22 protein-coding genes and 1 tRNA gene are annotated in these 24,817 nt (G+C 72.5%); 20 read left to right on the forward strand and 3 right to left on the reverse strand.

Annotated features, from left to right (window positions below; translation table 11 throughout):
* Positions 1–228 precede the first annotated feature (228 nt).
* Positions 229–906, reverse strand: a complete 678-nt coding sequence (locus AB0M28_RS32795; RefSeq protein ID WP_365413069.1) for a hypothetical protein — start codon at positions 904–906, stop codon at positions 229–231.
* Positions 907–1,028: 122 nt separating this feature from the next.
* Between AB0M28_RS32795 and AB0M28_RS32800 the strand changes: the two genes are divergently transcribed.
* The 11 genes from AB0M28_RS32800 (at position 1,029) to AB0M28_RS32850 (ending at position 13,981) form a co-directional block, all read left to right on the forward strand.
* Positions 1,029–1,946 (forward strand): hypothetical protein, encoded by a 918-nt coding sequence (locus AB0M28_RS32800; RefSeq protein ID WP_365413070.1) that lies wholly within the window; start codon positions 1,029–1,031, stop codon positions 1,944–1,946.
* A 50-nt stretch (positions 1,947–1,996) separates the two neighbouring features.
* The gene (locus tag AB0M28_RS32805) at positions 1,997–3,175 is read left to right on the forward strand and encodes a glycosyltransferase family A protein (RefSeq protein ID WP_365413072.1); all 1,179 of its coding nucleotides are present in this window, start codon (positions 1,997–1,999) and stop codon (positions 3,173–3,175) included.
* A gap of 186 nt (positions 3,176–3,361) precedes the next feature.
* On the forward strand, positions 3,362–5,680 hold the full coding sequence (locus tag AB0M28_RS32810) for a bifunctional glycosyltransferase family 2 protein/CDP-glycerol:glycerophosphate glycerophosphotransferase (RefSeq protein ID WP_365413074.1): 2,319 nt from the start codon (positions 3,362–3,364) through the stop codon (positions 5,678–5,680).
* A gap of 166 nt (positions 5,681–5,846) precedes the next feature.
* Complete coding sequence (rplU, locus tag AB0M28_RS32815; RefSeq protein ID WP_365413076.1) at positions 5,847–6,170, forward strand: 50S ribosomal protein L21; 324 nt, start codon at positions 5,847–5,849, stop codon at positions 6,168–6,170.
* Positions 6,171–6,188: 18 nt separating this feature from the next.
* A complete protein-coding gene (gene rpmA, locus AB0M28_RS32820) occupies positions 6,189–6,449 on the forward strand; it encodes a 50S ribosomal protein L27 (protein ID WP_365413078.1) in 261 nt (86 codons plus the stop codon).
* 124 nt (positions 6,450–6,573) lie between these two features.
* The gene (gene obgE / locus AB0M28_RS32825) at positions 6,574–8,031 is read left to right on the forward strand and encodes a GTPase ObgE (RefSeq protein ID WP_365413080.1); all 1,458 of its coding nucleotides are present in this window, start codon (positions 6,574–6,576) and stop codon (positions 8,029–8,031) included.
* Positions 8,032–8,987: 956 nt separating this feature from the next.
* A complete protein-coding gene (proB, locus tag AB0M28_RS32830) occupies positions 8,988–10,073 on the forward strand; it encodes a glutamate 5-kinase (RefSeq protein WP_365413106.1) in 1,086 nt (361 codons plus the stop codon).
* A gap of 189 nt (positions 10,074–10,262) precedes the next feature.
* Complete coding sequence (locus tag AB0M28_RS32835) at positions 10,263–10,781, forward strand: hypothetical protein (RefSeq protein ID WP_365413082.1); 519 nt, start codon at positions 10,263–10,265, stop codon at positions 10,779–10,781.
* Positions 10,782–10,896: 115 nt separating this feature from the next.
* Positions 10,897–12,189 carry a glutamate-5-semialdehyde dehydrogenase gene (locus AB0M28_RS32840; RefSeq protein ID WP_365413084.1) on the forward strand — a complete coding sequence of 431 codons (1,293 nt, stop codon included), beginning with the start codon at positions 10,897–10,899 and terminating at the stop codon, positions 12,187–12,189.
* A 77-nt stretch (positions 12,190–12,266) separates the two neighbouring features.
* Positions 12,267–12,755 (forward strand): hypothetical protein, encoded by a 489-nt coding sequence (locus tag AB0M28_RS32845; protein ID WP_365413085.1) that lies wholly within the window; start codon positions 12,267–12,269, stop codon positions 12,753–12,755.
* A gap of 146 nt (positions 12,756–12,901) precedes the next feature.
* Entirely contained in the window at positions 12,902–13,981 is a 1,080-nt protein-coding gene (locus tag AB0M28_RS32850; protein WP_365413087.1) for a hypothetical protein, read from the forward strand.
* A gap of 25 nt (positions 13,982–14,006) precedes the next feature.
* On the opposite strand, the gene AB0M28_RS32855 is transcribed toward AB0M28_RS32850, so the two are convergent.
* Positions 14,007–15,119 (reverse strand): M48 family metallopeptidase, encoded by a 1,113-nt coding sequence (locus tag AB0M28_RS32855; protein ID WP_365413089.1) that lies wholly within the window; start codon positions 15,117–15,119, stop codon positions 14,007–14,009.
* Between the two features lie 236 nt (positions 15,120–15,355).
* On the opposite strand from AB0M28_RS32855, the gene AB0M28_RS32860 reads away from it, so the two are divergent.
* The 9 genes from AB0M28_RS32860 (at position 15,356) to AB0M28_RS32900 (ending at position 23,855) form a co-directional block, all read left to right on the forward strand.
* Positions 15,356–15,739, forward strand: a complete 384-nt coding sequence (locus AB0M28_RS32860) for a hypothetical protein (protein WP_365413091.1) — start codon at positions 15,356–15,358, stop codon at positions 15,737–15,739.
* A gap of 3 nt (positions 15,740–15,742) precedes the next feature.
* Positions 15,743–18,397: a hypothetical protein gene (locus tag AB0M28_RS32865; RefSeq protein WP_365413092.1), complete on the forward strand. Its 2,655-nt coding sequence runs from the start codon at positions 15,743–15,745 to the stop codon at positions 18,395–18,397.
* Entirely contained in the window at positions 18,397–19,800 is a 1,404-nt protein-coding gene (locus AB0M28_RS32870) for an extracellular solute-binding protein (protein ID WP_365413094.1), read from the forward strand. Before AB0M28_RS32865 ends, AB0M28_RS32870 begins: the two co-directional genes overlap by 1 nt.
* A gap of 80 nt (positions 19,801–19,880) precedes the next feature.
* A complete protein-coding gene (locus AB0M28_RS32875) occupies positions 19,881–20,048 on the forward strand; it encodes a hypothetical protein (RefSeq protein ID WP_365413096.1) in 168 nt (55 codons plus the stop codon).
* 56 nt (positions 20,049–20,104) lie between these two features.
* On the forward strand, positions 20,105–20,674 hold the full coding sequence (nadD, locus tag AB0M28_RS32880; RefSeq protein WP_365413108.1) for a nicotinate-nucleotide adenylyltransferase: 570 nt from the start codon (positions 20,105–20,107) through the stop codon (positions 20,672–20,674).
* A gap of 94 nt (positions 20,675–20,768) precedes the next feature.
* Positions 20,769–22,493 (forward strand): LytR C-terminal domain-containing protein, encoded by a 1,725-nt coding sequence (locus AB0M28_RS32885; RefSeq protein ID WP_365413098.1) that lies wholly within the window; start codon positions 20,769–20,771, stop codon positions 22,491–22,493.
* 68 nt (positions 22,494–22,561) lie between these two features.
* Positions 22,562–22,993, forward strand: coding sequence for a ribosome silencing factor (gene rsfS, locus AB0M28_RS32890; RefSeq protein ID WP_365413100.1), 432 nt, complete (start codon positions 22,562–22,564; stop codon positions 22,991–22,993).
* Positions 22,986–23,672, forward strand: coding sequence for a histidine phosphatase family protein (locus AB0M28_RS32895; protein ID WP_365413102.1), 687 nt, complete (start codon positions 22,986–22,988; stop codon positions 23,670–23,672). Before rsfS ends, AB0M28_RS32895 begins: the two co-directional genes overlap by 8 nt.
* Positions 23,673–23,782: 110 nt before the next feature.
* Positions 23,783–23,855, forward strand: a tRNA-Ala gene (locus AB0M28_RS32900).
* Between the two features lie 30 nt (positions 23,856–23,885).
* On the opposite strand, the gene AB0M28_RS32905 is transcribed toward AB0M28_RS32900, so the two are convergent.
* A complete protein-coding gene (locus tag AB0M28_RS32905; protein WP_365413104.1) occupies positions 23,886–24,683 on the reverse strand; it encodes an alpha/beta hydrolase in 798 nt (265 codons plus the stop codon).
* Positions 24,684–24,817 lie beyond the last annotated feature (134 nt).

A 24,817-nucleotide genomic window follows, 5' to 3' on the forward strand; every position in this document is an offset into this window, starting at 1 on the left:
CGACACGGCTGACCGGCCCCCTGGTGGCGGAACGTTCCGCAACCAGGGGGCCGTTGCAGTGGGCGATCCCAGCCCGGCCGGCGTTTGAGGCCGAGCGCCGTTCAGGCGCGACGCGGGCGCAGCCCGCGAAGGGGGGCCGGGGGCGAAGCCCCCGCAGCGGGGCGCGACACGCAGCCCGGCACGGGAGGGGCGTGCGGGCGCCGCCCCCGGCGCGTCCCCGGTGCGTCGCTACAGCGACTGGCCGAGCCCGCGCTCCAGGGCCGCGACGAGGTCGTCCTGGATCGTGGCGATGGGCCGGTCCATCGCCGTGATGTGGTCGGTCCACTTGAAGTCGCCGCCCGGCACCTTGCCGTGCGGAATCCGCATGACCGGGATCTCCCAGGACTGCGCGACGATCATGCCGTGCAGCGACGACGTCGCGATCGTCGCGCAGGAGCCGATGTCCTCCAGGACCTCGTCCACCGGGCGGGAGACGTCGATGATCTTGTCGGCCCAGCTGCCGAAGCCGCGCTTGTCGAGGTAGTGCGGGACGAAGCCCACCTGGTGCTTCACGCGCGGGCGCTGCCAGAACCGGGAGACGAGCAGCCCGGGGTCGCCCAGCGGCACGTCCACGCCGAGGGCCGCCGCGGAGCGGCGGCCGCGGACCGCGGTGACCTGGAAGTCCCGCTTGGGCAGCGCGGACTCGCGGGTGAGGCCCGTGCCCCAGACGACGAGGCCGTCCTTCCCCTCCTGGCACACCACACGCAGGACGGAACCGATGGTCACGACGTCGGCGTCCTTGAGGTCGGTCACGCGGACCTTCAGACCCAGCTTCTCGAGAATGAGTGGGCCCAGCTCATCGCCGAAATTGGTCTTGCCGCTCGTGGCGGACCGCCAATTCCAGGTGGCCAGCGTGCTGTCCGTCATTGCGTGTCCTTCAGCTCATCGCTCGTCTCCGGCGCCGGCCCCCGAACCCGGCTCCCGTACCATAACCTCTGTCGAGCAGCAGTGTCCGACGCGATCTTCTGAGAAGACAGGTGACCCGCCCCATGCATTCCGCTTCTACCGCTCTGTCCGCCGTCCGGCACCGAATCACCGGGGTGCGGGTCGAGAAGGAGACGCTCGTGGTGACGGGGTATGCGTACGCGGACGGGACGCCGAACGAGCGGGCCGGATTCCAGGCGGAATTGCGTAACCGGTCGACCGCGCGCACGTACCGCCTCTCGGTGAGCCGGACCGCGACCCCCCAGCTGGTGAGCGAGTCCGGCCAGGCGTGCCCGGACTCCGGCTTCGACCTGGTGCTGAACGCCAAGGAGTTGGCGGAGGGTGCGCAACTTCCCGCCGGGGTGTGGGACTTGTATCTCACCCTTGCGGTGGGTGATTCCGAGAACACGGTGCGTATCGGCGCCGAGCGCGCCCCGGAGGTGTCCGGGGACGCCGTGTCGTACGGCATCGGCAGCAAGGACAACGCCACCTGTGTGGTCGGCTTCTTCGACTCCGAGGACGGCGGTTTCTCGGTGGACATGGGCGGTGGCCTGCACCCGGAGCACGCGATGTCCGCGGTCCCGGTGAGCGCGACCTGGCAGCGCGGCGGCGACGCCGTCATGCTGATCAAATTCAGCGCCCTTCCCGGCGTGGACCCGTCCACCGTCTCCGTACACGCGGTGAACGAGGCGGGAGAGCGGATTCCCGCTCAGATGAACCGGGAGGGCAAGGGTGTCATCTCTGGTACATTGCGGTTCGCCTCAAGTGGCGAGTGGCGCGTCCTCCACACTCTGAACTCCGGGGATTCCCCGGAGGGGAATTCCGTACGTGCGGGCAAGCTCCCCGCTCCCACGCGATGGCGCCGAGGACTCGCGCCCTGGTACGCCAAGCCCTACTCCGCCAAGAACGGCGGGCTCACCGTGCGCGTGGCCAAGGTCGACGTCATCGGGGCTGTGAAGCGCGCCGCCCGGGGCGCGCGCTAGCCATGGTCGCCCCGTCCTCAGCCGGACGGGGTCTCGCAGGGAGGTCGTGCGTGCGGGTGCCGGACGTATCAGTAGTGGTCGGCGTCTACCAGGGAATGCCGTTCGTGGTGAAGTGCCTCGAATCGGTGGCGGCCCAGACCCTGGGGGCGGACCGGATCGAACTCATCGTCGTCAACGACGGTTCCACGGACGGCTCGGCCGAGTTCCTGGAGAAGTTCGCCGCCGAGTCCGCCGTACCCACCACGGTGATCCACCAGGAGAACTCCGGCGGGCCCAGCAAGCCGCGCAACGTCGGGCTGGCCGCCGCCGCCGGCCGCTGGGTCTTCTTCCTCGACGCCGACGACTACCTCGGCCCCGAGGCGCTCGAGCGCATGGTCGCGATGGGTGACGAGAACGGCACCGACGTGGTCGTGGGGAAGATAGTCGGTGTCGGGCGCGGCGCCCCCAAGTCCATGTGGACGAAGAACATCGCGAAGACGGACATCTTCGCGACCCCGACCCTGAAGTACACGCTCAGCGCCCAGAAGCTGTTCCGGCGCGAGCTGGCCGTCCGGCTCGGACTCGCGTTCCCGGAGAACCTGACCACCGGCGAGGACGCGGCCTTCACCCTCCCCGCGTATCTGCGCGGCTCCGGCATCTCGCTGGTCGCCGACTACGACTGCTACTTCCTGGTGCGCCGCGGCGACGGCCAGCACGCCACGCAGCGCGGCGGCCACGAGCCGCGCTTCGAGTCCGCACGCGTGCTGATGGAGCTGATCACCAAGCTGCAGCCGCCCGGGCTCAAGCGCGACCAGCTGATGATGCGGCCCTTCCAGGTGACCCTGCTCGCGCAGTTCAAGGGCCACTTCCTGACCCAGGACGAGGAGACCCGGCGGGCGAAGCAGCAGCTGGCCAAGCCCCTGCTCGACACCTACTGGACGCAGGGTGTGTCCCGGCTGATGCCGGTGGACCAGCGGCTGATCACCTGGGGCCTGTCGCGTGACCGGCTCGACCTGGTGGACGACGTACTGAACTTCCGCAAGGCCAAGAAGAAGCCGAAGGTCGTCAAGGAGAAGGGTGGCACCTTCCTCGCCTACCCGCACTTCCGCGACGACAGCGGGGTGCCGGACGACCTGTACCGGGCGCTCAAGGAGTACCCGACGAAGATCCCCGCGCAGGGTCTGAAGGGCGTGGCGCACAAGGCCGTGCGCCGGGCGCTGAGCGAGGTCCGCTCCCGAAGGGCGGCCTGAAAGATCCTGTAGAGTGGAATGTCACCTCGGTGTCCCGAGGTCCGTGGCTCGTTCCAGGTGAGTTCCTGACGGGGCCCTGATGGGTTCTTGACGGGTTCCGTGAGAAACGCCGAGCGGACGGGATACCGGCTATGCCGGAGCCTGTACCAGGCCGCCAAGGGCTTTCGCGTCACGGAGGTGCGCGGTATGTCGTCCGAAATGCTCCCCCGCTTCAGCGTCATCATTCCCGTCTACGGCGTAGAGGGTTATGTGCGCGAATGCCTCGACTCGGTGATTTCGCAGAGTTACCCGGATTTCGAGGTCATTGCGGTCGACGACCGCTCCCCCGACAACAGCGGGGCGATCCTCGACGAGTTCGCGGCGCGTGACGCGCGTGTGCGTGTCGTGCATCACGCCGAGAACGGCGGGATCGGTGCCGCCCGCAACACCGGTGTCGGGCAGGCGAGGGGCGACTACCTCCTCTTCCTCGACGGTGACGACTCGATGCGCCCCGGGACGCTGCAGGCGATCGCCGCCCGGCTGGCCGAGGCCGAGGATCCGGACGTCCTGCTCTTCGACCACGTCGCCACGTACTGGAACGGCAAGGTCGAGCCCAGCACCTCCGCGCCCTATCTGGCGGGCGTCCGCGGCCGGGTCGTCAGCCCCGCCGAGCACCAGGACCTGCTGCGCGTGATCGCCGTGGTGTGGAACCGCGCCTACCGCCGCGAGTTCTTCGCCGCCGAGGGCTTCCGCTTCAGCGACGGGCTCTACGAGGACTCGCTGATGGTGTACACCTCCATGGCCGCCGCCCGCCGGGTCGCGTCCCTGGAGTACGTGTGCGTCGAGTACCGCCAGCGCCGCCGGGGCTCCTCCATGCGCAGCAGCTCCCCGCGCGCCCACTTCGTGATCTTCGACCAGTACCAGCGGATCTTCGACTACCTCGACACCCGCCCCGACGGCGAGGTCTTCCGCGGCATCGTCTTCGAGCGGATGATCAGCCACTTCCTGCACACCTTCGCCAGGGGCTTCCGGATACCGAAGGGCTACCGGCGCGCCTATCTGCGGCAGGCCGCGAAGGTGTACGGCCGGCTCAAGCCCGCCGGCTACCGGGAGCCCGCCGGGATCCTCGGGCTGAAGTTCAAGGTGCTCGCCACCGGCTCGTACGCCGCCTTCGAGGCGCTGAAGGTGGCCAACGGCACCCGCGAGCGCGCGCAGCGCACCGTGCGCCGGCTCAAGCGCTTCGCGGGCCGCCGGGTGCTGCGCGCCTACTACGCGCTGCAGCGCCGGCTGCCGATCGACGAGAACCTCGCCGTGTACTCGGCGTACTGGGGCCGCACCCCCTCCTGCAACCCCCTCGCGGTCCACGAGGCCGCGCGGCGGCTCGCGCCCGGCATCCGCGCGGTGTGGGCCGTCGACAACAAGTACGCGGACAGCCTGCCCCCCGGGATCCGCCGGATCGCCCCGTCGACCCTCGGCTACTGGCGGGCGATGGCCAGGGCGAAGTACTTCGTCAACAACGTCAACTTCCCCGACGCGGTGGTCAAGCGGCGCGGCCAGGTCCATCTGCAGACCCACCACGGCACCCCGCTCAAGCGGATGGGCATCGACCAGCGGCACTACCCGGCCGTCGCGGGCAGCATGAACTTCGACCGGCTGCTGGGGCGCGTGGACCGGTGGGACTACAGCCTGTCGTCCAACCCGCACTCCACCGAGCACTGGGCGCGCGTCTACCCGTCCTCCTTCGAGACGCTCGACGCCGGCTACCCGCGCAACGACGTCTACTACCGCGCCACCGCCTCCGACGTGGAGCGCGTCCGCGGCGAGCTGGGCATCGCGCCCGGCCGGACCGCCGTGCTGTACGCCCCCACCCTGCGCGACCACCAGCGCGACGGCTACGTACCGCGCCTGGACCTGGCCCGCGTCGCCCGCGACCTCGGGCCGGACTTCGTACTGCTGGCGCGCGCCCACTACTCCTACGGCGGCGACCCGGAGCTGACCGCCCTCGCCGCGAGCGGCGCGGTCGTCGACGTCTCCCGGCACCCGTCCGTCGAGGAGCTCTGCCTGGCCTCGGACGCGCTCGTCACCGACTACTCCTCGGTCATGTTCGACTACGCCAACCTGGACCGGCCGATCGTGACGTACGCCGACGACTGGGAGGCGTACCGCACCTGCCGCGGCGTCACCTTCGACCTGCTCTCCGGACGCCCCGGCGAGACCCCCGGCGTGATCGCCACCACCGAGGGCGAGCTGGTCGAGGCGTTCCGCTCCGGCGCCTGGGCGGGCGGGGAGGCCGCCAAGCTGCGGCAGGCGTTCCGGGAGCGCTTCTGCGCCTGGGACGACGGCTTCGCCGCCGAGCGGGTCGTACGGAGGGTCTTCCTCGGCGAGGAGGCCACGCGGCCGGCCGTCGTACCCCTGGAGCAGCGCACCCCGGCACCGGCGCCCCGGCGCTCAGAGGGCCGGACGGTGCCCCAGCAGTCCAGACGCGAGGGGCCCGGGCAGCTCGCCCAGGCCCGGTTTGACCAGTAGGTACCACCCCCCGTAACCTAGACCGTCGGCATGCCCTACGGGTGTGCCACTGCGCCAGAGCCACCTCCCTCCCGGCATCACGACGGGAGAGGCCGCTCACGGACCGTCACCGGTACCCGTGGGGGCTAGCATCCGGCGCTCCACTTCGAGCGAGAGAGAGATCCGCGTGTACGCCATCGTGCGCACCGGCGGCCGCCAGCAGAAGGTTTCTGTCGGCGACGTCATTGAGGTTGACCGTATTTCCACCAGCAACGTGGGCGACACCGTCGAGCTCTCGACGCTGCTCGTCGTGGACGGCGACACCGTCACGTCCGACCCGTGGGTGCTGGACGGCGTGAAGGTCACGGCCGAGGTCGTCGACCACCACAAGGGCGACAAGATCCGCATCCAGAAGTACAAGAACAAGACCGGCTACAAGAAGCGGATCGGCCACCGCCAGCTGCACACCGCGCTGAAGATCACCGGCATCCCCGCGCCGGCCGCGAAGTAAGCAAAGGACTGAGGAGACATGGCACACAAGAAGGGCGCATCGTCCACTCGGAACGGTCGCGACTCCAAGCCCCAGTACCTCGGCGTGAAGCGCTTCGGCGGTCAGGTCGTCAGTGCTGGTGAGATCATCGTCCGCCAGCGCGGCACCCACTTCCACCCGGGTGCGGGCGTCGGCCGCGGCAACGACGACACGCTGTTCGCGCTGATCCCGGGCGCCGTCGAGTTCGGCCGCGCGCGCGGCCGCAAGGTCGTGAACGTGGTTCCGGCCGACGCTGCCTGAGGCTGACCCACTTTCGTTTCGAGGGCGGACGCTGCCCCCTGTGACCTTCACCGGTCACGAGGGGCGGGTCCGCCCTCGGCGTGTTACTGCTTGAACAAACCCTGCTTTTTGGAGGCACCCCGTCATGACCACCTTCGTGGACCGCGTCGAGCTGCACGTCGCCGCGGGCAACGGCGGGCACGGCTGCGCCTCCGTGCACCGGGAGAAGTTCAAGCCGCTCGGCGGCCCCGACGGGGGCAACGGCGGGCGCGGCGGCGACGTGACCCTGATCGTCGACCAGTCGGTCACCACGCTCATCGACTACCACCACCACCCGCACCGCAAGGCCACCAACGGCAAGCCCGGCGAGGGCGACAACCGCTCCGGCAAGGACGGCCAGGACCTGGTCCTCGTGGTGCCCGACGGCACCGTCGTGCTGTCGAAGTCCGGCGAGGTGCTCGCCGACCTCGTCGGCCACGGTACGAGCTTCGTCGCCGCCCAGGGCGGCCGCGGGGGCCTCGGCAACGCGGCGCTGGCCTCCGCGCGGCGCAAGGCGCCCGGCTTCGCGCTGCTGGGTGTGCCCGGCGAGATGCGGGACGTGGTGCTGGAGCTGAAGACGGTCGCGGACGTGGCGCTCGTCGGCTACCCCAGCGCGGGCAAGTCGTCGCTGATCTCCGTCCTCTCCGCCGCCAAGCCGAAGATCGCGGACTACCCGTTCACCACGCTGGTCCCGAACCTCGGCGTGGTCACCGCGGGCTCCGTCACGTACACCATCGCCGACGTCCCCGGCCTGATCCCCGGCGCCAGCCAGGGCAGGGGGCTGGGGCTGGAGTTCCTGCGGCACGTGGAGCGCTGCGAGGTGCTCGTGCACGTGCTGGACTGCGCGACGCTGGAGTCCGACCGCGATCCGGTCTCCGACCTCGACATCATCGAGGAGGAGCTGGCGCAGTACGGCGGGCTGGAGAACCGGCCGCGCGTCGTGGTGCTGAACAAGACGGACATCCCCGACGGCAAGGAGCTGGCGGACATGGTCCGCCCGGACCTCCTCGCCCGCGGCTACGAGGTCTTCGAGGTCTCCGCCGTCTCCCGTACGGGCCTGCGGGAGCTGTCCTTCGCCCTCGCCCGCATCGTCGACCGTGCGCGTGCGGCGAAGCCCAAGCAGGAGGCGACGCGGATCGTCATCCGCCCGAAGGCGGTCGACGACGCGGGCTTCGTCATCCGCGCCGAGGAGACCTCGGAGGGTCTGGTCTACCGCGTTCTGGGCGAGAAGCCGGAGCGCTGGGTGCGCCAGACGGACTTCGCCAACGACGAGGCCGTCGGCTACCTCGCGGACCGCCTCGCGCGGCTGGGCGTCGAGGACCAGCTGAAGAAGTCCGGCGCCCACCCCGGCGACACGGTCGCCATCGGCCCCGGCGAGGACGCGGTCGTCTTCGACTGGGAGCCGGCGATGGTCGCGGGCGCGGAGATGCTCGGCCGCCGCGGCGAGGACCACCGCTTCGACGCGCCTCGCGCCGCGGTCGCGCGCCGCAAGGAGAAGGAAGCGGAGCGGATGGAACGCGAGTACGGCGACTTCGACCCGTTCGACGACTCGGGCCGCGGCTGACCCAGACGCCGCGCGCCGGCGCCCGGCGGCGGCTGCCTCCCCCCGGCACCGCGCACCGGCCGCCCGCCGGAAGGGGGACCTGGCACCACGCCCTGCCGCGAACCCGGGCGAGCCGCTCGACTCGCGCACTGGCGCGCGGCTGGAGGGCGCTACGCCCGCCAGGGGTGGAGGGCTCCGCCTGGTGGTGCGCGCACCAGGGGGTGGGCTTTGCCCGGTGGTGCGCCCGCCAGGGGTGGAGGGCTCCGCCTGGTGGTGCGCGCACTAGAGGGTGGGTCTGTCCGGCGGTACGCGCACCAGGGGGTGCGCTCTGCCCAGCGCTACGCGCACCAGCGGAGGGCTCAGCCCGGCGGGGCGACGCCGGCGTGGAGCCTGGCGGGCCGCCGCAGGGGCGGGAGCCCTGCCCGCCCACCTGTACCCGGTGCCCCGCCCGCCAGCCGGAGGCGATGCGCCGCACCGGCGACCCTGGCCGCTGGCCGGTGCCCAGCACGCGCAGGAGCAGGTGCGCCTCCCACAGGCCCGCACCCAGTGCCCAGCGGCCCCCGCCGGAGGCGTTGCGTCCGCCCGCTGTCTTGGCCCGGCGCCCGGCCGCCGCGCCGGCGGATGTACTGCCCGCAGGCCCGCACCCCTGTGCCCAACGCCCCCGCCGGAGGCGATGTCCCGCGCCGGTGGGTTGCCCGGCCGCTGGCTGGTTGCCAGTGCGGCTCGCCGCCGAGGCGTTGCGCTCGCACGCGGCGAAGCCTGGGCCCGGTGCGCGGCCGCCGCAGTGGTGGGTGAGCTGCCCGCCGGACGGCGCACCGTGCCCCGCCCCCCGCCGGAGGCCCGTCGCGTCCGTACGCTGGACGGATCGGCGGGGTGAGGTCGGGGCGCGTAAATTGAGACGTTCTTGTCCCTGGACGGGAAGGATGGTCGTGGCTGACGGTAGGCGCGAGAAGGTGGCGCGGGCGCGGCGGGTTGTGGTGAAGGTGGGGTCGTCGTCCCTCACCACCGCGGCCGGCGGGCTCGACGCCGATCGGGTGGACGCCCTCGTGGACGCGCTGGCGACGGCCGCCGCGCCGGAGGGCGGGCGCGAGGTGGTGCTCGTGTCCTCCGGTGCCATCGCCGCCGGACTCGCCCCGCTGGGGCTGCCGCGGCGGCCGCGCGACCTCGCCCGGCAGCAGGCCGCCGCCAGCGTCGGCCAGGGCCTGCTCGTCGCCCGCTACACCGCCTCCTTCGCGCGCTACGGCCGCCGCGTCGGCCAGGTGCTGCTCACCACCGACGACATGAGCCGCCGCGCCCACTACCGCAACGCCTACCGCACGCTGGAGCAGCTCCTCACGATGGGCGCCGTGCCCGTCGTCAACGAGAACGACACCGTGGCCACGGACGAGATCCGGTTCGGGGACAACGACCGGCTGGCCGCCCTCGTGGCGCACCTCGTACGGGCCGACCTGCTCGTGCTGCTGTCCGACGTGGACGGGCTGTACGACGGCCACCCCAGCGCCCCCGGCACCCGGCGGATCGCCGAGGTCCGCGACCACGCCGAACTCGCCGGGGTCGACGTCGCCCGCCCCGGCTCCGCCGGCGTCGGCACCGGCGGCATGGCGACGAAGGTCGAGGCTGCCCGGATCGCCGCCGCGGCCGGCGTACCGGTCGTCCTGACGTCGGCCGTGCACGCCGCGGACGCCCTGGCCGGCCGCCCCACCGGAACGTACTTCCACCCCGCGGCCCGCCGCGCCCGCGGCCGGCTGCTGTGGCTGGCGCACGCCTCGACCCCGCAGGGTGTGCTGGTCCTGGACGACGGCGCCGTACAGGCCGTGGTGGGGCGCCGCAGCTCCCTGCTGCCCGCCGGCATCAAGGCGGTCGAGGGCAGCTTCACCGCCGGCGACCCCGTCGAGCTGCACGACACCGCGGGCGTCCCCGTCGCCCGCGGTCTGGTCAGCTTCGACTCCGGCGAGATCCCCCGCCTGCTCGGCCGCTCGACCCGCGACCTGGCCCGCGAACTGGGCCCCGCGTACGAGCGCGAGGTCGTCCACCGGGACGACCTGGTCGTCCTGCACACCTGACCGCCGGCCGCTCCCACACCAGGAGCGGCCACACCGCCACCGAAATCCACAGAACGGCCGAAAACGCCACCCCCGCTTTCCCAGCTTGGGTAAAACGCTCACATGCGCGGCGCGGGACTGGTCAACTTTGTTGTATGGGACCGCCACCGCAGGGCGGTCCGGTGCAGACTCGTATTCAGGAGGCCGCCCGTGAGGCGAGGGCGTCCGGGGGCGCTGCCCCGAGCCAGGGCCGAGCGCAGACTGAGCAGTGTCGGGGAGCCGGCGGAGGAGCAGATGCGGAGCGGGCCGGCGGCGGATCCGGACGGCCCCACGGCCGACGGGGTCGAGCCGGTGCCCCGCCGGGCCCCGAGAGGGCGCTCCGCGGAGTCGCCGCGCCTGTGGCACGTCACGCTGAGCGTGGCCGGGCCGGAGGCCCCGCTGAAAGAGGTCCGCCGCGGCCTCGAGCAGCTCGCGCACGACCACCCCTTCCTGCTGACCAGCCGTTACGCCAACGACCACGCCGAGATCCGCTACTGGGAGGAGGCCCGCGACCTGCACGACGCTGCGGCCGTGGCGCTGCGCCTGTGGGGCGAGCACCGCACCACCGCCCAGCTGCCGCCGTGGCAGATCGTCGGCCTCGAGGTGATCGACCGCGAGACGTACCACCAGCGCATCGCCGACGGCTACGGCCCGCCGCCCGCGACACCCGTCGGCGTCCACCCGTACTGAGTCCGGGACGCCCGGACCCGGGACGCCCTCACCGGCCCGCACCGAAATCCGAGACGTCCGTCTCACCGTTCGGAATACCGGCCGCCCCCCGCCCCGCCCTCGCTACGCTGCACCCATGAGCAGCGTCACCACCACGCCCTTCGACGACCTCTCCCCGGTCCTCAAAGCCGCCTACCGCGCCCGCAGCGCCGCAGCCGACCTGGCCCCGCTGCCGCGTTCCGTGAAGGACGACGCGCTGCTGGCCATCGCCGACGCCCTGGAGGTCCGCGCCAAGGAGATCGTCGAGGCCAACGCCGCCGACATCGTCCGGGCCCGCGAGGCCGGCACCTCCGAGGCGATCATCGACCGCCTCACGCTCACCCCGGAGCGCGTGCGCGCCATCGCCTCCGACGTACGCGACGTCGTCGCCCTGCCCGACCCGGTCGGCGAGGTCGTGCGCGGCTCGACCCTCCCCAACGGCCTGGAGCTGCGCCAGCTGCGCGTCCCCCTCGGCGTCGTCGGGATCATCTACGAGGGCCGCCCCAACGTCACGGTCGACGCCGCCGCCCTGTGCCTGAAGTCCGGCAACGCCGTCCTGCTGCGCGGCTCGTCCTCCGCGTACGCCTCCAACACCGCCCTGGTGAAGGTGCTGCGCGACGCGGTGCACGGCGCCGGGCTGCCCGCCGACGCCATCCAGCTGGTGCCGGGCGAGAGCCGCGACTCCGTACAGGAGCTGATGCGGGCGCGCGGCATGGTCGACGTGCTGATCCCGCGCGGCGGCGCGGGCCTGATCAAGGCCGTCGTCGAGCAGTCCACCGTCCCCGTCATCGAGACCGGCACCGGCAACTGCCACGTCTACGTCGACGAGCACGCCGACCTCGACCAGGCCCTGAAGATCCTGGTCAACGCGAAGGCCCAGCGCCCCAGCGTGTGCAACGCGGCCGAGACGGTGCTCGTCCACCAGGCCGTCGCCGACGTCTTCCTGCCCCGTGCCCTGGCCGCGCTGCGCGACGCCGGGGTCACCGTGCACGGCGACGACGCCTGGGTGAAGGCGGGCGCGGCGGCCGGCGTGGAGGTCGCCCCGGCCACCCTCGACGACTGGGAGACGGAGTATCTGTCGTACGACATCGCCGCCGCAGTCGTCGACTCCCTCGACGCCGCCGTGCACCACATCCGGCTCTGGTCCTCCGGGCACACCGAGGCGATCGTCACCCGCGACACCTCGGCCGCGAAGCGGTTCGTCGCGACGGTCGACTCGGCGGCCGTGATGGTCAACGCCTCGACGCGCTTCACCGACGGCTCCGAGTTCGGTTTCGGCGCGGAGATCGGCATCTCCACGCAGAAGCTGCACGCCCGCGGCCCGATGGGCCTGCCGGAGCTGACCTCGACGAAGTACGTGGTCACGGGCGAGGGGCACACCCGCGGCTGAACCGGGGCCGGAGCTGACAAATCATCATCTCCCGGCTCACCCTGCCCAAATCCGCCGCGCCGGTCTACCCTTTTCCTGTGCCGGACGATGTGGGGGGCAGGCCGTTCTTCCCTGACGGCGACGAGCCCGACAGGAATCACCGCGGGGGCGCGGACGACGACTTCGCCTCCGTGGTCCTCGACGAGGACTTCGTACGGGCCGCGGTCGTCCACGAACCGACCGCCGTGGAGCGGATGGTCGCCGCCGCCGAGGCCCGCGCGGAAGCCGAGCGCGCCGTCGCGGAGAGCTGGCCCGACGACGGCCACGACTGGGACGAGACGGACGACGAGTACGGACCGTACGGCCCCTACGGCGGCAGGCTCGGCCCGTACCGCGGGGTGGCGTGGCAGCGGCCCGTGGCGCTGCTGCTGGCCGTCGTGATGGGCGTCGGCATCGTCGCCCTCGTCTTCACGGCCGTCTACCGCAGCGGCTCCGCCGGCCGCGACGAGGCGCCGGCCCCCGGCGGGCCCGCCAGCTCCACCTCGGCGGAGTCCGCGGCTCCGGACGGCTCGGTCCTGCCGCGCTGACGCCCGCCCCGGACGGCTCGGTCCAACCGCGCTGACGCCCGCTCCGGACGGCTGCGTCCTGCCGCGCCCACGCGACACCGCCAGATGGTCCAACTTGTGCCTGACGGTGGCGTTTACAAGTTCCCCGCTCGGCCTACCCTCCTTATATGACCGGGCGTGGAGACCCTCCCGAGGGGACCCCTGAGGGCGTCCCGGGGGGTGGTGACGACGAGTTCCGATCCGTCGTGTTCGACGAGTCGTTCGTCGCTGCCGCGCGCCTGGAGGAGTTCTCCGCGCAGGAGCGGATGGCCGACCACGCTCCGGCCGTACGACGGCGCAAGCCCGCGGTCGGCGGTGCGCCGCGGCAGGCCCTGATCCTCATCGTGCTGATCGCCCTCGCCTTCGGTACGGCGATCTATCTGGGCGTACGCCATCCCTACGAGGACATCCGGCAGCCGCCCGCCGAGGCGCTGCGCAGCCGGATCATCCCGCTCACCGTCGCGAAGCCCGTCCCGGGCGGCCGACCGGCGGACCTCTTCCAGAACAGCCCGGCCGCGCACTTCCGCGTCGGCGGCGCCGGCTACATCATTCCGCGGGCCAAGGCCACCGACCACTTCAACGAGGGCCAGGTGCTGGACGCGCTCACCGTCGCCCAGGAGTATCTGCGCACCTCCACGGTCCTGCCCGCCGTGCTCACCGGCAGCGACATCCGCACCGTGCGGCTGCAGCTCAACCCCGATCTGCTCGGCCAGTTCGACAGCAGCCTGGAGGATCCGGTGGACGACGGCCGGCACGCCGCGACCGCCTGGATGGTCCGCTTCGACCCGCGTGAGGTGGAGCTGGCCGACCCCGGCGTACGCGTCGACGGCGCCATCACCTACGCCGAGCCCGACGCCGCCCATCTGGAGATCACCGGCGACCACACCGTGGTCTACGCCCTGCGCCCCGCCGGGGCGGCGGCGACCGATCCGGCGGCGGAGGAGCACGCCTCGCTGCTCACCGTGCACCGGGTGGTGCGGATGCGCTTCGACCGGGACGATCTGCGGGCCAACCAGCTGCAGCTCACCGAGTCCCTGATCACCGCGGGTCCGCTGGCGTGCGCCGCCGACCAGGCGGACCATCTGCGGCCGCTGCTCGAGGGCGAGAAGGGCGAGGGGGCCTCCGGGACCGACCCGTACGCCCGGGGCGGCGAGCGCAGCGCGGCCGTGTGCGGCGTGCTGGCGCCGAGCGCCCAGCCCCGGGCGTGAATCGGCTCGGTCTGCGGAGCGGTGCTCAGTCGTCCGAGTCGCGCTGCGGCGGCGGGGCGGAGTCGCCGTTGCTGCCGTTCCCGCTGCTGCTGCCCCCGGCCTCGCTGCCGCCACTGCCGCTGCCGCCGCGGAAGGTGCTGCGCAGCCTGCCGCCCAGGTCCCCGGCGCCGCCCGCGATGTCGCGGACCAGGCCCATCAGCGGGTCCTTGCTGTTCTTGGCGGCCGAGCTGTAGTGGCTGGCGGCGTCCGCGTACGCGTCGGAGACGGAGGCCCCGCGGTCCTCGTCGCGCCGCGGGTAGTGGCCGTCCATGATCCGCTGGTAGTCGCGGCTCTCCGCCCAGCGCTTGAGCTGCGCCGCGCGGACCGTGGTGAACGGGTGGGTGCGCTGCCAGACCGTCAGGACCTTCAGCACGGAGTCGCGGACGTCGCCGCCCTCCTCGTACTCCTCCGCCTGCTTGAGGAACGCGTCCACGTTCATCTCGTGCAGGTGGTTGCCGCCGGCCAGCTTCATCAGGCCGCGCATCGAGGCCCGCAGGTCCTGGCCGACGAGCAGCCCGGCCCGGTCCGCGGAGAGCTCCGACTTGCGGAACCACTCCAGCAGCGCCGCGATGATCGCGCGGATGGCGATGGCGCCCAGCGGGATCCAGGCCAGCGCGAGCGCGAGGCGGGTGAGGAAGAGCAGGATCGTGCGGTAGACCGCGTGGCCGGAGAGGGCGTGGCCGACCTCGTGGCCGATGACCGCCCGCATCTCCTCCTCGTCCAGCAGCTCGACCAGCGAGGTGGTGACCACGATGATCGGCTCGTCCAGGCCGATGCACATGGCGTTGGGCATCGGGTCCTGGTTGACGTACATCGGCGGGACCTTCTCCAGATCCAGGATGTAACAGGCGTCGCGCAGCATGTCGTTGAGGTGCGGGAACTGCTCGTCGCTCACCCGCACCGAGTCGGAGAGGAACAGCAGCCGCAGCGTCCGCTCCGGGATCAGCCCGCTCAGCGTCTTGAAGACGGTGTCGAAGCCGCTCAGCTTGCGCAGCGTGACCAGCGCCGAGCGGTCCGCCGGGTGTTCGTAGGCGCGGGACGAGATCCCCGGGAATCGCCGGCGCTCCCGGGCCGGCGTGGTCTCGTGCGTCTCACTCATCGGTGCTTCCCCTCCGTTGCCGCCCCCGAGTGCACTGCCGCACCCAGCGTATGCGCACGCCCGAAGAACGTCTGTGGGTAGGACGGGGGTTCCCGGGTGCCGGTTCCGCCACGTCGCCGCGTGGGGTGAACGCGCTTGCCGGTGCGGTGAACCGGGCTGTCCGCAAGCCCTGTTGTGGCGGTGGCGACCGTGACTATGGTTGACTCCCCGATCACTCAGGGTTCCCGGGAGGGCGAGTGGACTTGCGCATCGGTCTGGACGAGGGCGCCGAACTCGAGGACATCCAGGAGTTCGAGCGGTGGCTGCTGGACGACGACGAGCTGGCCGACCACGGCCGGTTACGCGGCGAGGGCGAGCCCGGGACGGCCGGCTTCGGCTCGGACCTGGCCGTCGAACTGACCTCCGAGACCATCATGCTCGGGCTCGGGATACTGCTGGGCTCCGTCCGGGGCTGGTACGACAGCCGGTCCTGGCGCCGGTCCGACCCGTTCGTCGTGATCACGATCCCGGGCGCCGGACGGCGCCGGGTCCGCCGGGGCGAGCTGGACGAGGCCGGGATCGCGGCGCTCACCGACGAGGTGGCTCGGGCCCTGCGGGACGAGACCGCCGGTGGTGAGTAAGGGGTGAACGCGGCGGGGGGCAGAGACCGGTCGGCGCTGCTCGTCGGGGTCGAGGACGGCTTTCCCGGCGCGAAGCTCGACGCCCTGCCGTACGCCCCGCACAACCTCCAGTTACTCAAACGGCAGCTGTGCGACCCCAACCGGGGCATCTTCCCGCCGGCGGCCAAGGAACGCAGCGACATCGTCCGGTTCCTCGAGAACCCGTCCCGCGACGAATGGCGGGCGAGGCTGGAGGAGACCGCCCGGGACACCGGCGGCCTGCTCCTGCTCTACTTCTGCGGCCACGGCGTGGTCGACGACGACGACCTGTACCTGCTGCCGCGTGGCGCGAAGTTCGACGATCTGCGCGCCACGGCGATGTCCTGGCGGTACGACGTCCAGGGCATCCTGCGGAAACTGCCCCACAAGGACCGCCCCGCCGAGGTGGTGGCCGTTCTCGACTGCTGCTGGTCCGGTGCCGCCCGGCACGCGCCCGAGGGGGCGCGGGAGGGGGCGTACGTTCTGTGGTCGTGCGAGCGCAACCGACTTCAGCCCACCACCCGTCACCCGCAGACCACGGCGCCCTGGCTGGCCGACGCGACCGCACAGCCGGACAGCGGTGAGCTGCCCGACCCCCAGTACAGCTTCTTCACCTACGAACTGTGCTCCGCGATGGGCTCCACCCAGCCGGGCGACCCGCCGCTCACCATGGAACGGCTGCGTGATCTGCTCGTCCCGTCCGGTCCCGCCTGGTCCACGGGCGGCCGGGCCCGGTGGCGGCCCGACGGCTCGGGCACCGGCTCCGGCCCGGGCATCGTGATCTCCCGGGCGCCGGACCAGGCCGCCGAGTCCAGCGGCTTCCAGCCTCCCCCCTGGTCGAAGCGCGCCCGTAAACCCTTGCTCGCCGCCACGGCGCTGGCCGTGGCCACCGGCGCCGTCATCGGCCTCGTCCAGCCCTGGGACGGCGGGACAGCGGGCTCGTCCTCCGCCTCCTGCCCCACCCCGCAGGAGCTGCGCGTCGCCACCGCCCCCGAGGACCTGCAGCCGATGCGCGACCTCGCCGCCCGCTTCGTCCGCTCCGAGGCGAACACCTCCGGCGACTGCCGCCGTTCGGGCGTGACCGTGTACGCCGCCGGGCTCGACCGGTTGCGCGAGGGCTTCTCCCGGGCCGGTGAGTGGGGCCGCGGCGGGGCGCAGCCCGCCGGTGCCACGGCACCGGGCAAGGGGGGCGCGACACAGACCCCCACGTCGATACTGACCGACGTCGGCCCGCAGCCCGATCTGTGGCTGGCGCCCTCCACCGCCGCCCTGGCCTACGTCTCCGAGGACGCCGCCGTCCTGCGCGAGGCCCCCACGCCGGCGAGGTTCGCCGTGAACCGGATGGCACTGGTCGTCACGCCCGACGCCGGACGCAGGCTGGGTCTGGCCGAACCCGGACCGGGCGGCACCGGCCGCACCGGCTGGGCGGACCTCCGCCCGAAGCTGCGCGGCAGCGGCGTACGGCTGCTGCGGCCCGACCCCGCGCAGTCCGTCACCGGCCTGCACCAGGCCCTGGGCATGCACGCCGCGGATCCCGCGCACACCGGCCCGTTCACCGAGCGGGCCGGCGACGGCGACGAGGACGCCGCCGAGCAGGCGGAGGCCGCCGTCAGCCATGTCCAGGGGCTGCCCGACGAGACGGCCGCCCTGTGCGCCCTGACCACCGCGGCGAAGGGGCCGCCGACGGGCCCCGGCGGGGCACTGGTGTCGCTGGACACGGCCGAGCGGGCGCTGCCGGCCCGGGAGGCCCCGCGGCTGGACTGCCCCGGCGGCACGCCGAAGGACGGCCCGTACTGGCGCTACGAACTGGTGGGCGCGCCCGCGCTCGACTACCGGCTGGTGCGGCCCGACTGGTCGGCACTGCCGGGTGCGCCCGGCGTTCCCGACAGGCGCGAGGAGGCGCTGCAGGACCTCGTGGACTGGCTGGGGTCGGAGGAGAGCCGCGCGGACACGGCGGCGGCCGGCTTCCGGCGCGGCAGCATCGACCCCACCGTCCGCCTGCCGGGCGTGGAGGTGGCCCGCTGGATCGAGCGGCTGCGCGACGCGCGCCAGGACCTGCGGCTCAGCGTCCTCTTCGACGCCTCGGGCTCGATGCACGAAGGCGGCAGGTTCCGCGCCGCACGGGAGGCCGTACTGCGGTCACTGGAGCGGCTCGGCCCCGACGACGCGTACAGCCTCACCCTGTTCGCGCGCGGCAAGGACGGCCGGGGCTTCACCCAGCTCGAGGACCGATGGCGGACGGTGGGCCCGCACGCCCCGGCGCCCGCCCTGGACGACGGTCTGCTCAACGACCGCGACGAGCGCCACGCCGATCTCCGGCTCGCGCTGGGCCGGGAGGTCGCTGCCGTCACGCAGGACGCCTCCGCCGACCGGCACGCCATCCTGCTGATCACGGACGGGGAGTATCTGCCGGGCGGCCGCAAGCCGCGCATCGCGGCGCTGCGCGAGCTGGCCGCGCGGCTGTACGGGGACGAGACGCTGATCGTGATGTCGCTGCGGCCGTACGGCTGCGAGAAGGGCAAGGGCGTGCCCGGCGAGGCCGCCGAGCTGGCCCAGGCCGCGGGCGGGACCTGCCACCCCGCCGCCGAGGTCGGCGAGATCGCCGCCGAGGTCGGCGCGCTCGCGGGCGGGGAGGGCTGATGCGGGCGCGCCGCGGAGGACGGGGGGCTGCCGCAAGGGCTCTGACCGCGCTGCTGCTCCTCGTCGGCGCCGCCGGCTGCACGGGCGGGGACGCCGAGCCGTCGGGGTCGGTGACGATCCGGCTGGTGACGGGGACCGATCTGTCCAACGACCAGGTCCGCGAGGACCTGATCAGCCGCTTCGAGAGCGAGAACGACGACATCGAGGTGGAGACGGTGCAGCTCCCCGCCGGAGCGGACGGCCAGCGCAGCCAGCTGCTGGCCGCCCTGCAGTCCGGCAACCCCGACGGCTACGACATCGTGAACCTCGACGTGGTCTCCACCGCCGAGTTCGCCCACGCGGAGCTGATCAGCCCGCTGCGCGGCGAGCTGCTGGAGCAGGTGACGGAGCTGGACGAGGACGGGAAGTACTGGGAGAAGATCGCGGACACCGTCGCCTGGGACGACCGCCTGTGGGCGGTGCCCTGGAACACGGACGCCGGCCTGCTGTTCTACCGGGCCGACGTGCTGGGCCCCGGCTTCCAGCCCCGGGACTGGCAGGAGCTGGCGGCCGCGGCCGGCAAGGCACGGCGTACCGCGGGATTCACCGCCGGGCTGGTCACCCAGCTCGGGGCGTACGAAGGGCTCACCGTCAACATCCACGAGGCGGTCTGGCGCGGCGGGGGCGAGATCGTGCACACGACGGACCCGGGCACCAGGAAGGCCCGGCACGAGGTGCGCGTCGACCGGCCGACGGCTCCGGAGGCGCTCAAGCAGCTGGGCGACGCGCTCGCGGTCCCCGCGGACCCGGACCGGGTCCCGGTGATAGGCGCCGAGTCGGTCGACGCCGACGAGTCCGCGTCGACGGGGGCGTTCCTCGCCGGCCGCGCGCTGATGATGCGCAACTGGCCCGTGGCGTACGGCCAGCTCTTCGACGAGCTGGACCGGCCCGACAGCCCCGGGCTGCGCTACGGCGTCGCCACCATGCCCGGCCCGACCGTGCTGGGCGGGCAGAACCTGGCCGTCGTCTCCGGCATCCCGGACCGCGAGCGGTCGGCGGCGGAGAAGCTCATCGCGGACCTGACCGGCGAGCCGTCCCAGAAGCGCCTGGTCGCCAGCGGATTCGTGCCGCCGCGCAAGGACGCCCTGGAGACCCGGTGCGGCGGCGGCGCGCGGGGACGGTTCTGCGAGGAGTACCACCGGGCCCTGCGGGCGGCGCTGGAGCGCGCCCAGCCGCGGCCCGTCACGCCGTACTACGGGGCGGTCACCCGCGATATCCAGGACTGGCTGCACGGCTGGCTGGCCCGCCGGGCCCAGCAGGGGCCGGGGGAGACCGGCGACCTGCCCCCGGTCGGCGAGCTGGCCGACGCCCTGGAGGTGTCCCTGGGCGGGGGCGGCGCGAACCATATGGAGGAGCCCGGGTGAGTTCCCGCGGCGGGGCCGCATACGATGTCGGTCACAGGTTTATGGCCAGCCCACGACTGACTGGATAGGTCCCGCTGACGATGAGCGCTCTCCACACCGCCCACACCCTCGCCATCACCCTCGCCTCCTCGGCGGAGGAGGAGAGCCACGGCCACGACAGCCTCAACCCGTACGCCATCGGCGCCGGCGCCCTGGCCACTCTGCTCCTGCTGCTGTGGATCACCACGCGCTTCAACCGTGACCGCTGACCGGGACCGGATCCACCGTGTCCGCTGACCGCGGCCCGAAACGGCGTCTGGGCGTGATGGGCGGCACCTTCGACCCCATCCACCACGGCCACCTGGTGGCGGCCAGCGAGGTCGCCCACCGCTTCCACCTCGACGAGGTGGTCTTCGTCCCCACGGGCCAGCCGTGGCAGAAGAGCGACCGGACGGTCACACCCGCCGAGGACCGCTATCTGATGACGGTGATCGCCACCGCTCCGGACCCTATGTTCTCGGTGAGCCGAATCGACATCGACCGGGGCGGGGCGACGTACACCATCGACACCCTGCGTGAGCTGCGGGCGCTCAATCCCGACTCCGACCTCTTCTTCATCACCGGCGCCGACGCCCTCGGGCAGATCCTCACCTGGCGCGACGCGGCCGAGCTCTTCGACCTGGCGCACTTCATCGGCGTCACCCGGCCCGGTCACACCCTCTCCGACCAGGGACTTCCCGATGGCGGGGTGTCGCTGGTCGAGGTGCCCGCGCTGGCCATTTCGTCCACGGATTGCCGTAATCGCGTCGCCCACGGCGAACCCGTCTGGTATTTGGTCCCGGACGGAGTCGTGCGCTACATCAATAAGCGAAACCTTTACCGCGGCCACGTTTAGCAAGCAGGATGCGGGTAGCGGGGGAGTCGGGGGTTACGTACGGGGACTCATGGGCTTGCCCGACCACAGGCCCACCATGGAAGGGGCACCGCCGGTGAACGACGCATACTCCGGGCAGCGCTACGACGCGCAGGGACCGGATGGGCGTGATCCCTACGGACGGGACCCCTACCCGCAGGAGCCGTACCAGCAGCAGGGCTACGACCCGTACCAGACGGGTCAGCAGCCGGCGTACGACCCGGGCCGGCAACCCGCCTACGGCACGGGGCAGCAGCCCGGATACGACACCGGCCAGCAGCCCGCCTACGACCCCTACGCCACCGGCTCGCACCCGACCTACGGCGGCCTCCCGCAGCAGGACCAGGGCTACGGCTACGACCCGTACCAGACCGGTCAGCAGCCGGTCTACCAGCCCGGGTACGACACCGGGGCGCAGCCCGTGTACCAGCCCGGCCCCCAGCCGCAGCCCCAGGCCCCGGGGTACGACGAGTACGGCCAGGCGACCACGACCAGCACCGGCCAGTGGAGCATCCCGCGCCAGCAGGGCCCCGCGCCCGAGGAGTCGGCGGCGTACCAGACCGGCCAGTTCGCCTTCGTCGACGAGGAGACGGAGCAGGCCGAGGACGCCATCGACTGGCTGAAGTTCACCGAGAGCCGCACCGAGCGCCGCGAGGAGGCCAAGCGGCGCGGCAAGAACCGCCGCACGATGCTCATCCTGCTGCTCTGCGTCGCCCTCCTCGGCGGCACGGGCTATCTCTGGTACGCGGACAAGCTGCCGTTCCTCTCCGGCCCCGGCGGATCCGCCGGCCCCTCCGCCGGTGACAAGCGCGACGTGATCGTCGTCCACCTCAAGCCCCTGCGCAGCTCCGACAGCGCCACCGCCCTCCTCGTCGACAACGAGTCGACCGGCAAGGCCACCACGGTGCTGCTGCCCGGCAACCTCGCCGTCACCACCGACGACGGCGGCTCCACCACGCTGGCCAAGTCCGTCGAGGACGCCTCCGCGGGCGCCACCCGCGAGGCCATCGACTCCGTGCTCGGCTCCCAGATCAAGGGCACCTGGCGGCTCGACACCCCGTTCCTGGAGCTGCTCGTGGAGGGCGTCGGCGGCATCACCCTCGACACCACGGCCACCGTCCCGGGGGCGAAGAAGGGCGACAAGCCGCTGGTGAAGAAGGGCGAGGCGCAGGAGCTGAACGGCGCCGCGGCCGCCGCGTACGCCACCTTCCGGGCGGAGGGCGAGAACGCCAACGCCTCCCTGGAGCGCTTCGGCGCGGTCCTGCACGGGCTGCTGAGCAAGCTCCCCTCCGACAAGGCGACGGCGGGCGAGGTCGTGAAGTCCATGGGCGCCATCCCCGACCCCTCGCTCAGCGAGGGTGAACTCGCGGCCTCCCTCGCCGCCCTCTCCACGCGGGCGAAGGAGGGCGACTACGCCACCGAGACCCTGCCCGTACGGCAGGACGGCACGCTCGACGAGAAGGCGTCCAAGAAGGTCGTCAAGGACGTCCTCGGCGGCACCGTGAAGAACGCCGACCCGAGCGCCACCGCCAAGGTCGCGGTGAAGAACGCCACCGGCGACAAGGGCAAGGCGCAGAAGGCCCAGGTCGCCCTCATCAACGGCGGCTACAACTTCGCCGGCGCCTCCACCGCGGCCAAGGCCCTGACGACCTCCCAGGTGGTCTACACCGACGACGCCCAGGCCGAACAGGCCGCCGAGGTCGCCAAGACCCTCGGGCTGAGCGCCAAGGCCGTCAAGAAGGGCAGCGGGGCGGCCGGGGCGGACATCACCGTCGTCCTGGGGAAGGACTACGAGGGGTGACCATGAGGGGTGAGTATGCGGGGCGTGAGACCCTTGAGGGGTAACCGACCCCGACCGGAAGCCCACCTGTGACCGCTACAGACCGCTCCGTCGAGCTGATCCGGGCCGCCGCTCAGGCGGCGGCCGACAAGCTCGCGCACGACATCATCGCGTACGACGTCAGCGACGTGCTGGCCATCACCGACGCGTTCCTGCTGGCATCGGCGCCCAACGACCGGCAGGTCAAGGCCATCGTCGACGCCGTCGAGGAGACCCTGCTGAAGGAGCACGGCGCCAAGCCCGTGCGCCGCGAGGGCGACCGCGACGCCCGCTGGGTGCTGCTGGACTACTCGGACATCGTCGTGCATGTCCAGCACTCCGAGGAGCGGGTCTTCTACGCCCTGGAGCGGCTGTGGAAGGACTGCCCGCTGATCTCGCTGCCGCCGGACGCGGAGGCCACCCGCGGCAAGGCCGCGGCGTACGCGGCCGCGCACACCCAGGAGTCCCGCTTCGATGGCTGACGGGACGCAGCCGGTCAGGGCGCTCCCGGACGCCGCGCCGGGCGCCCGTGACCGGCGGATCGTCCTGTGGCGCCACGGGCAGACCTCGTGGAACCTGGAGCGCCGCTTCCAGGGCTCGACGGACATCGATCTGACCGAGACCGGGGTGCTGCAGGCCCGCCGCGCGGCGCGCCTGCTCGCCTCGCTGCGCCCCGACGCGATCATCGCCTCGGACCTCAGCCGCACCCGCGCCACGGCCGCCGAGCTGACGGCCGTGACGGGGCTGGAGACCGTCCACGACGCGGCGCTGCGCGAGACGTACGCCGGTGAGTGGCAGGGGCTGACCCACGACGAGATCATCGGCCGGTACGGCGAGCAGTACGCCGCGTGGAAGCGCGGCGAGCCGGTGCGCCGGGGCGGCGGCGAACTGGAGACGGAGGTCGCCGACCGCGCGGCCCCCGTGGTGCTGGCGCACGCCGACAAGCTGCCCGACCACGGCACGCTGGTGGTCGTCAGCCACGGCGGCACCATCCGCACCACGATCGGCCGGCTCCTGGGCCTGGACCCGCACCACTGGGAGTCCCTGGGCGGCCTGTCGAACTGCTGCTGGTCGGTCCTGGGCGAGGGCGCCCGCGGCTGGCGCCTGACGGAGCACAACGCCGGCACCCTGCCGGAGCCGGTGCTGGGCGACGACGACTGACGGGCTCGCGGGCCCGGGTTTCCGTCCGGGGGAAACGATTTTTGTTTCTGGGGGGTCGCAGGCTAAGCTTTAGCTCGTTCGCACGGGGCAACCGCCCGGTGCGGCGGCTTGGGGCTATAGCTCAGTTGGTAGAGCGATTGCATGGCATGCAATAGGTCAGGAGTTCGATTCTCCTTAGCTCCACATCCACAACATCCCGTCTGACCGGTCCGGTCAGGCGGGATGCTGCGTTTCCGGGTGGCGCCGGATGGGGAGCAGCGTGGGGATCGGGTCGCCGGTCAGGAAGTCGAGGATGATCCGGTTGACCACCGCGGGCTTCTCCATCAGCAGCGCGTGCGAGGTACCGGGTACGACGGCCAGCTCCGATCCGGGGATCGCGCGGTAGAGGGCGATCGTGTGCTCGAGCGTGATCAGGTCGTCGTCGCCGACGAGCACGAGCGTGGGCGCGCCGATACGGGCCAGGTCCCCGGTGGCGATGGCCGGTTCGGTACGGGCCATCTCCCGCAGTTTGCCCACGACCACCGGCCAGTGGCCGGCCCCGTCCGGCGACACGGCTTCGTACGCCTCCCGGAACACGGCCAGTTCGGGGCCGTCGGGCGTGAGCTGGTCGAACGCCTCCGGGGCCGCGCCGCTCTGCGGGAACGGGAGGAAGTTGGCTCCCATGGCCACGACCTTCCGGACCAGGTCGGGACGGGCGACGGCCACGAGCAGCGCGACGATTCCGCCGTCGCTCCAGCCGACGAGATGGGCCGGACCGCCGGCCGTGGACTCGATGAAGGCGACCGTGTCGTCGGCCATGTCCCGGTACGACAGCGGCCCCTCGACATCCGGCGTACGACCGTGCCCGCGACGCTCGGGAAGGAGCACGCGGAACCGGGCCGCGAGATCGGCCCGCTGGGCTCCCCACGTCTCGTTCGTGCACAGGCCGCCGTGCAGGAGGATCAGCGGATCGCCGGCGCCGTCGGCCTCGTACCACGTCCTGACGCCGGGAAGCCGCACATAGTCGCCCATCGTTCCGGCCCTTCCGGAGGCTGCGGTTCCGTATCAGTCTCCGCCGCCTGCCGGACGGCCCGCAAGGCGAGCGGCTCCGTCCAGGGCGACGCCGTCCGTCGCCCGGAACACGCGGCCCGAGGTGCCCGTGAAGG

This window comes from Streptomyces sp. NPDC051940, from assembly GCF_040680895.1.
GTDB lineage: Bacteria > Actinomycetota > Actinomycetes > Streptomycetales > Streptomycetaceae > Streptomyces.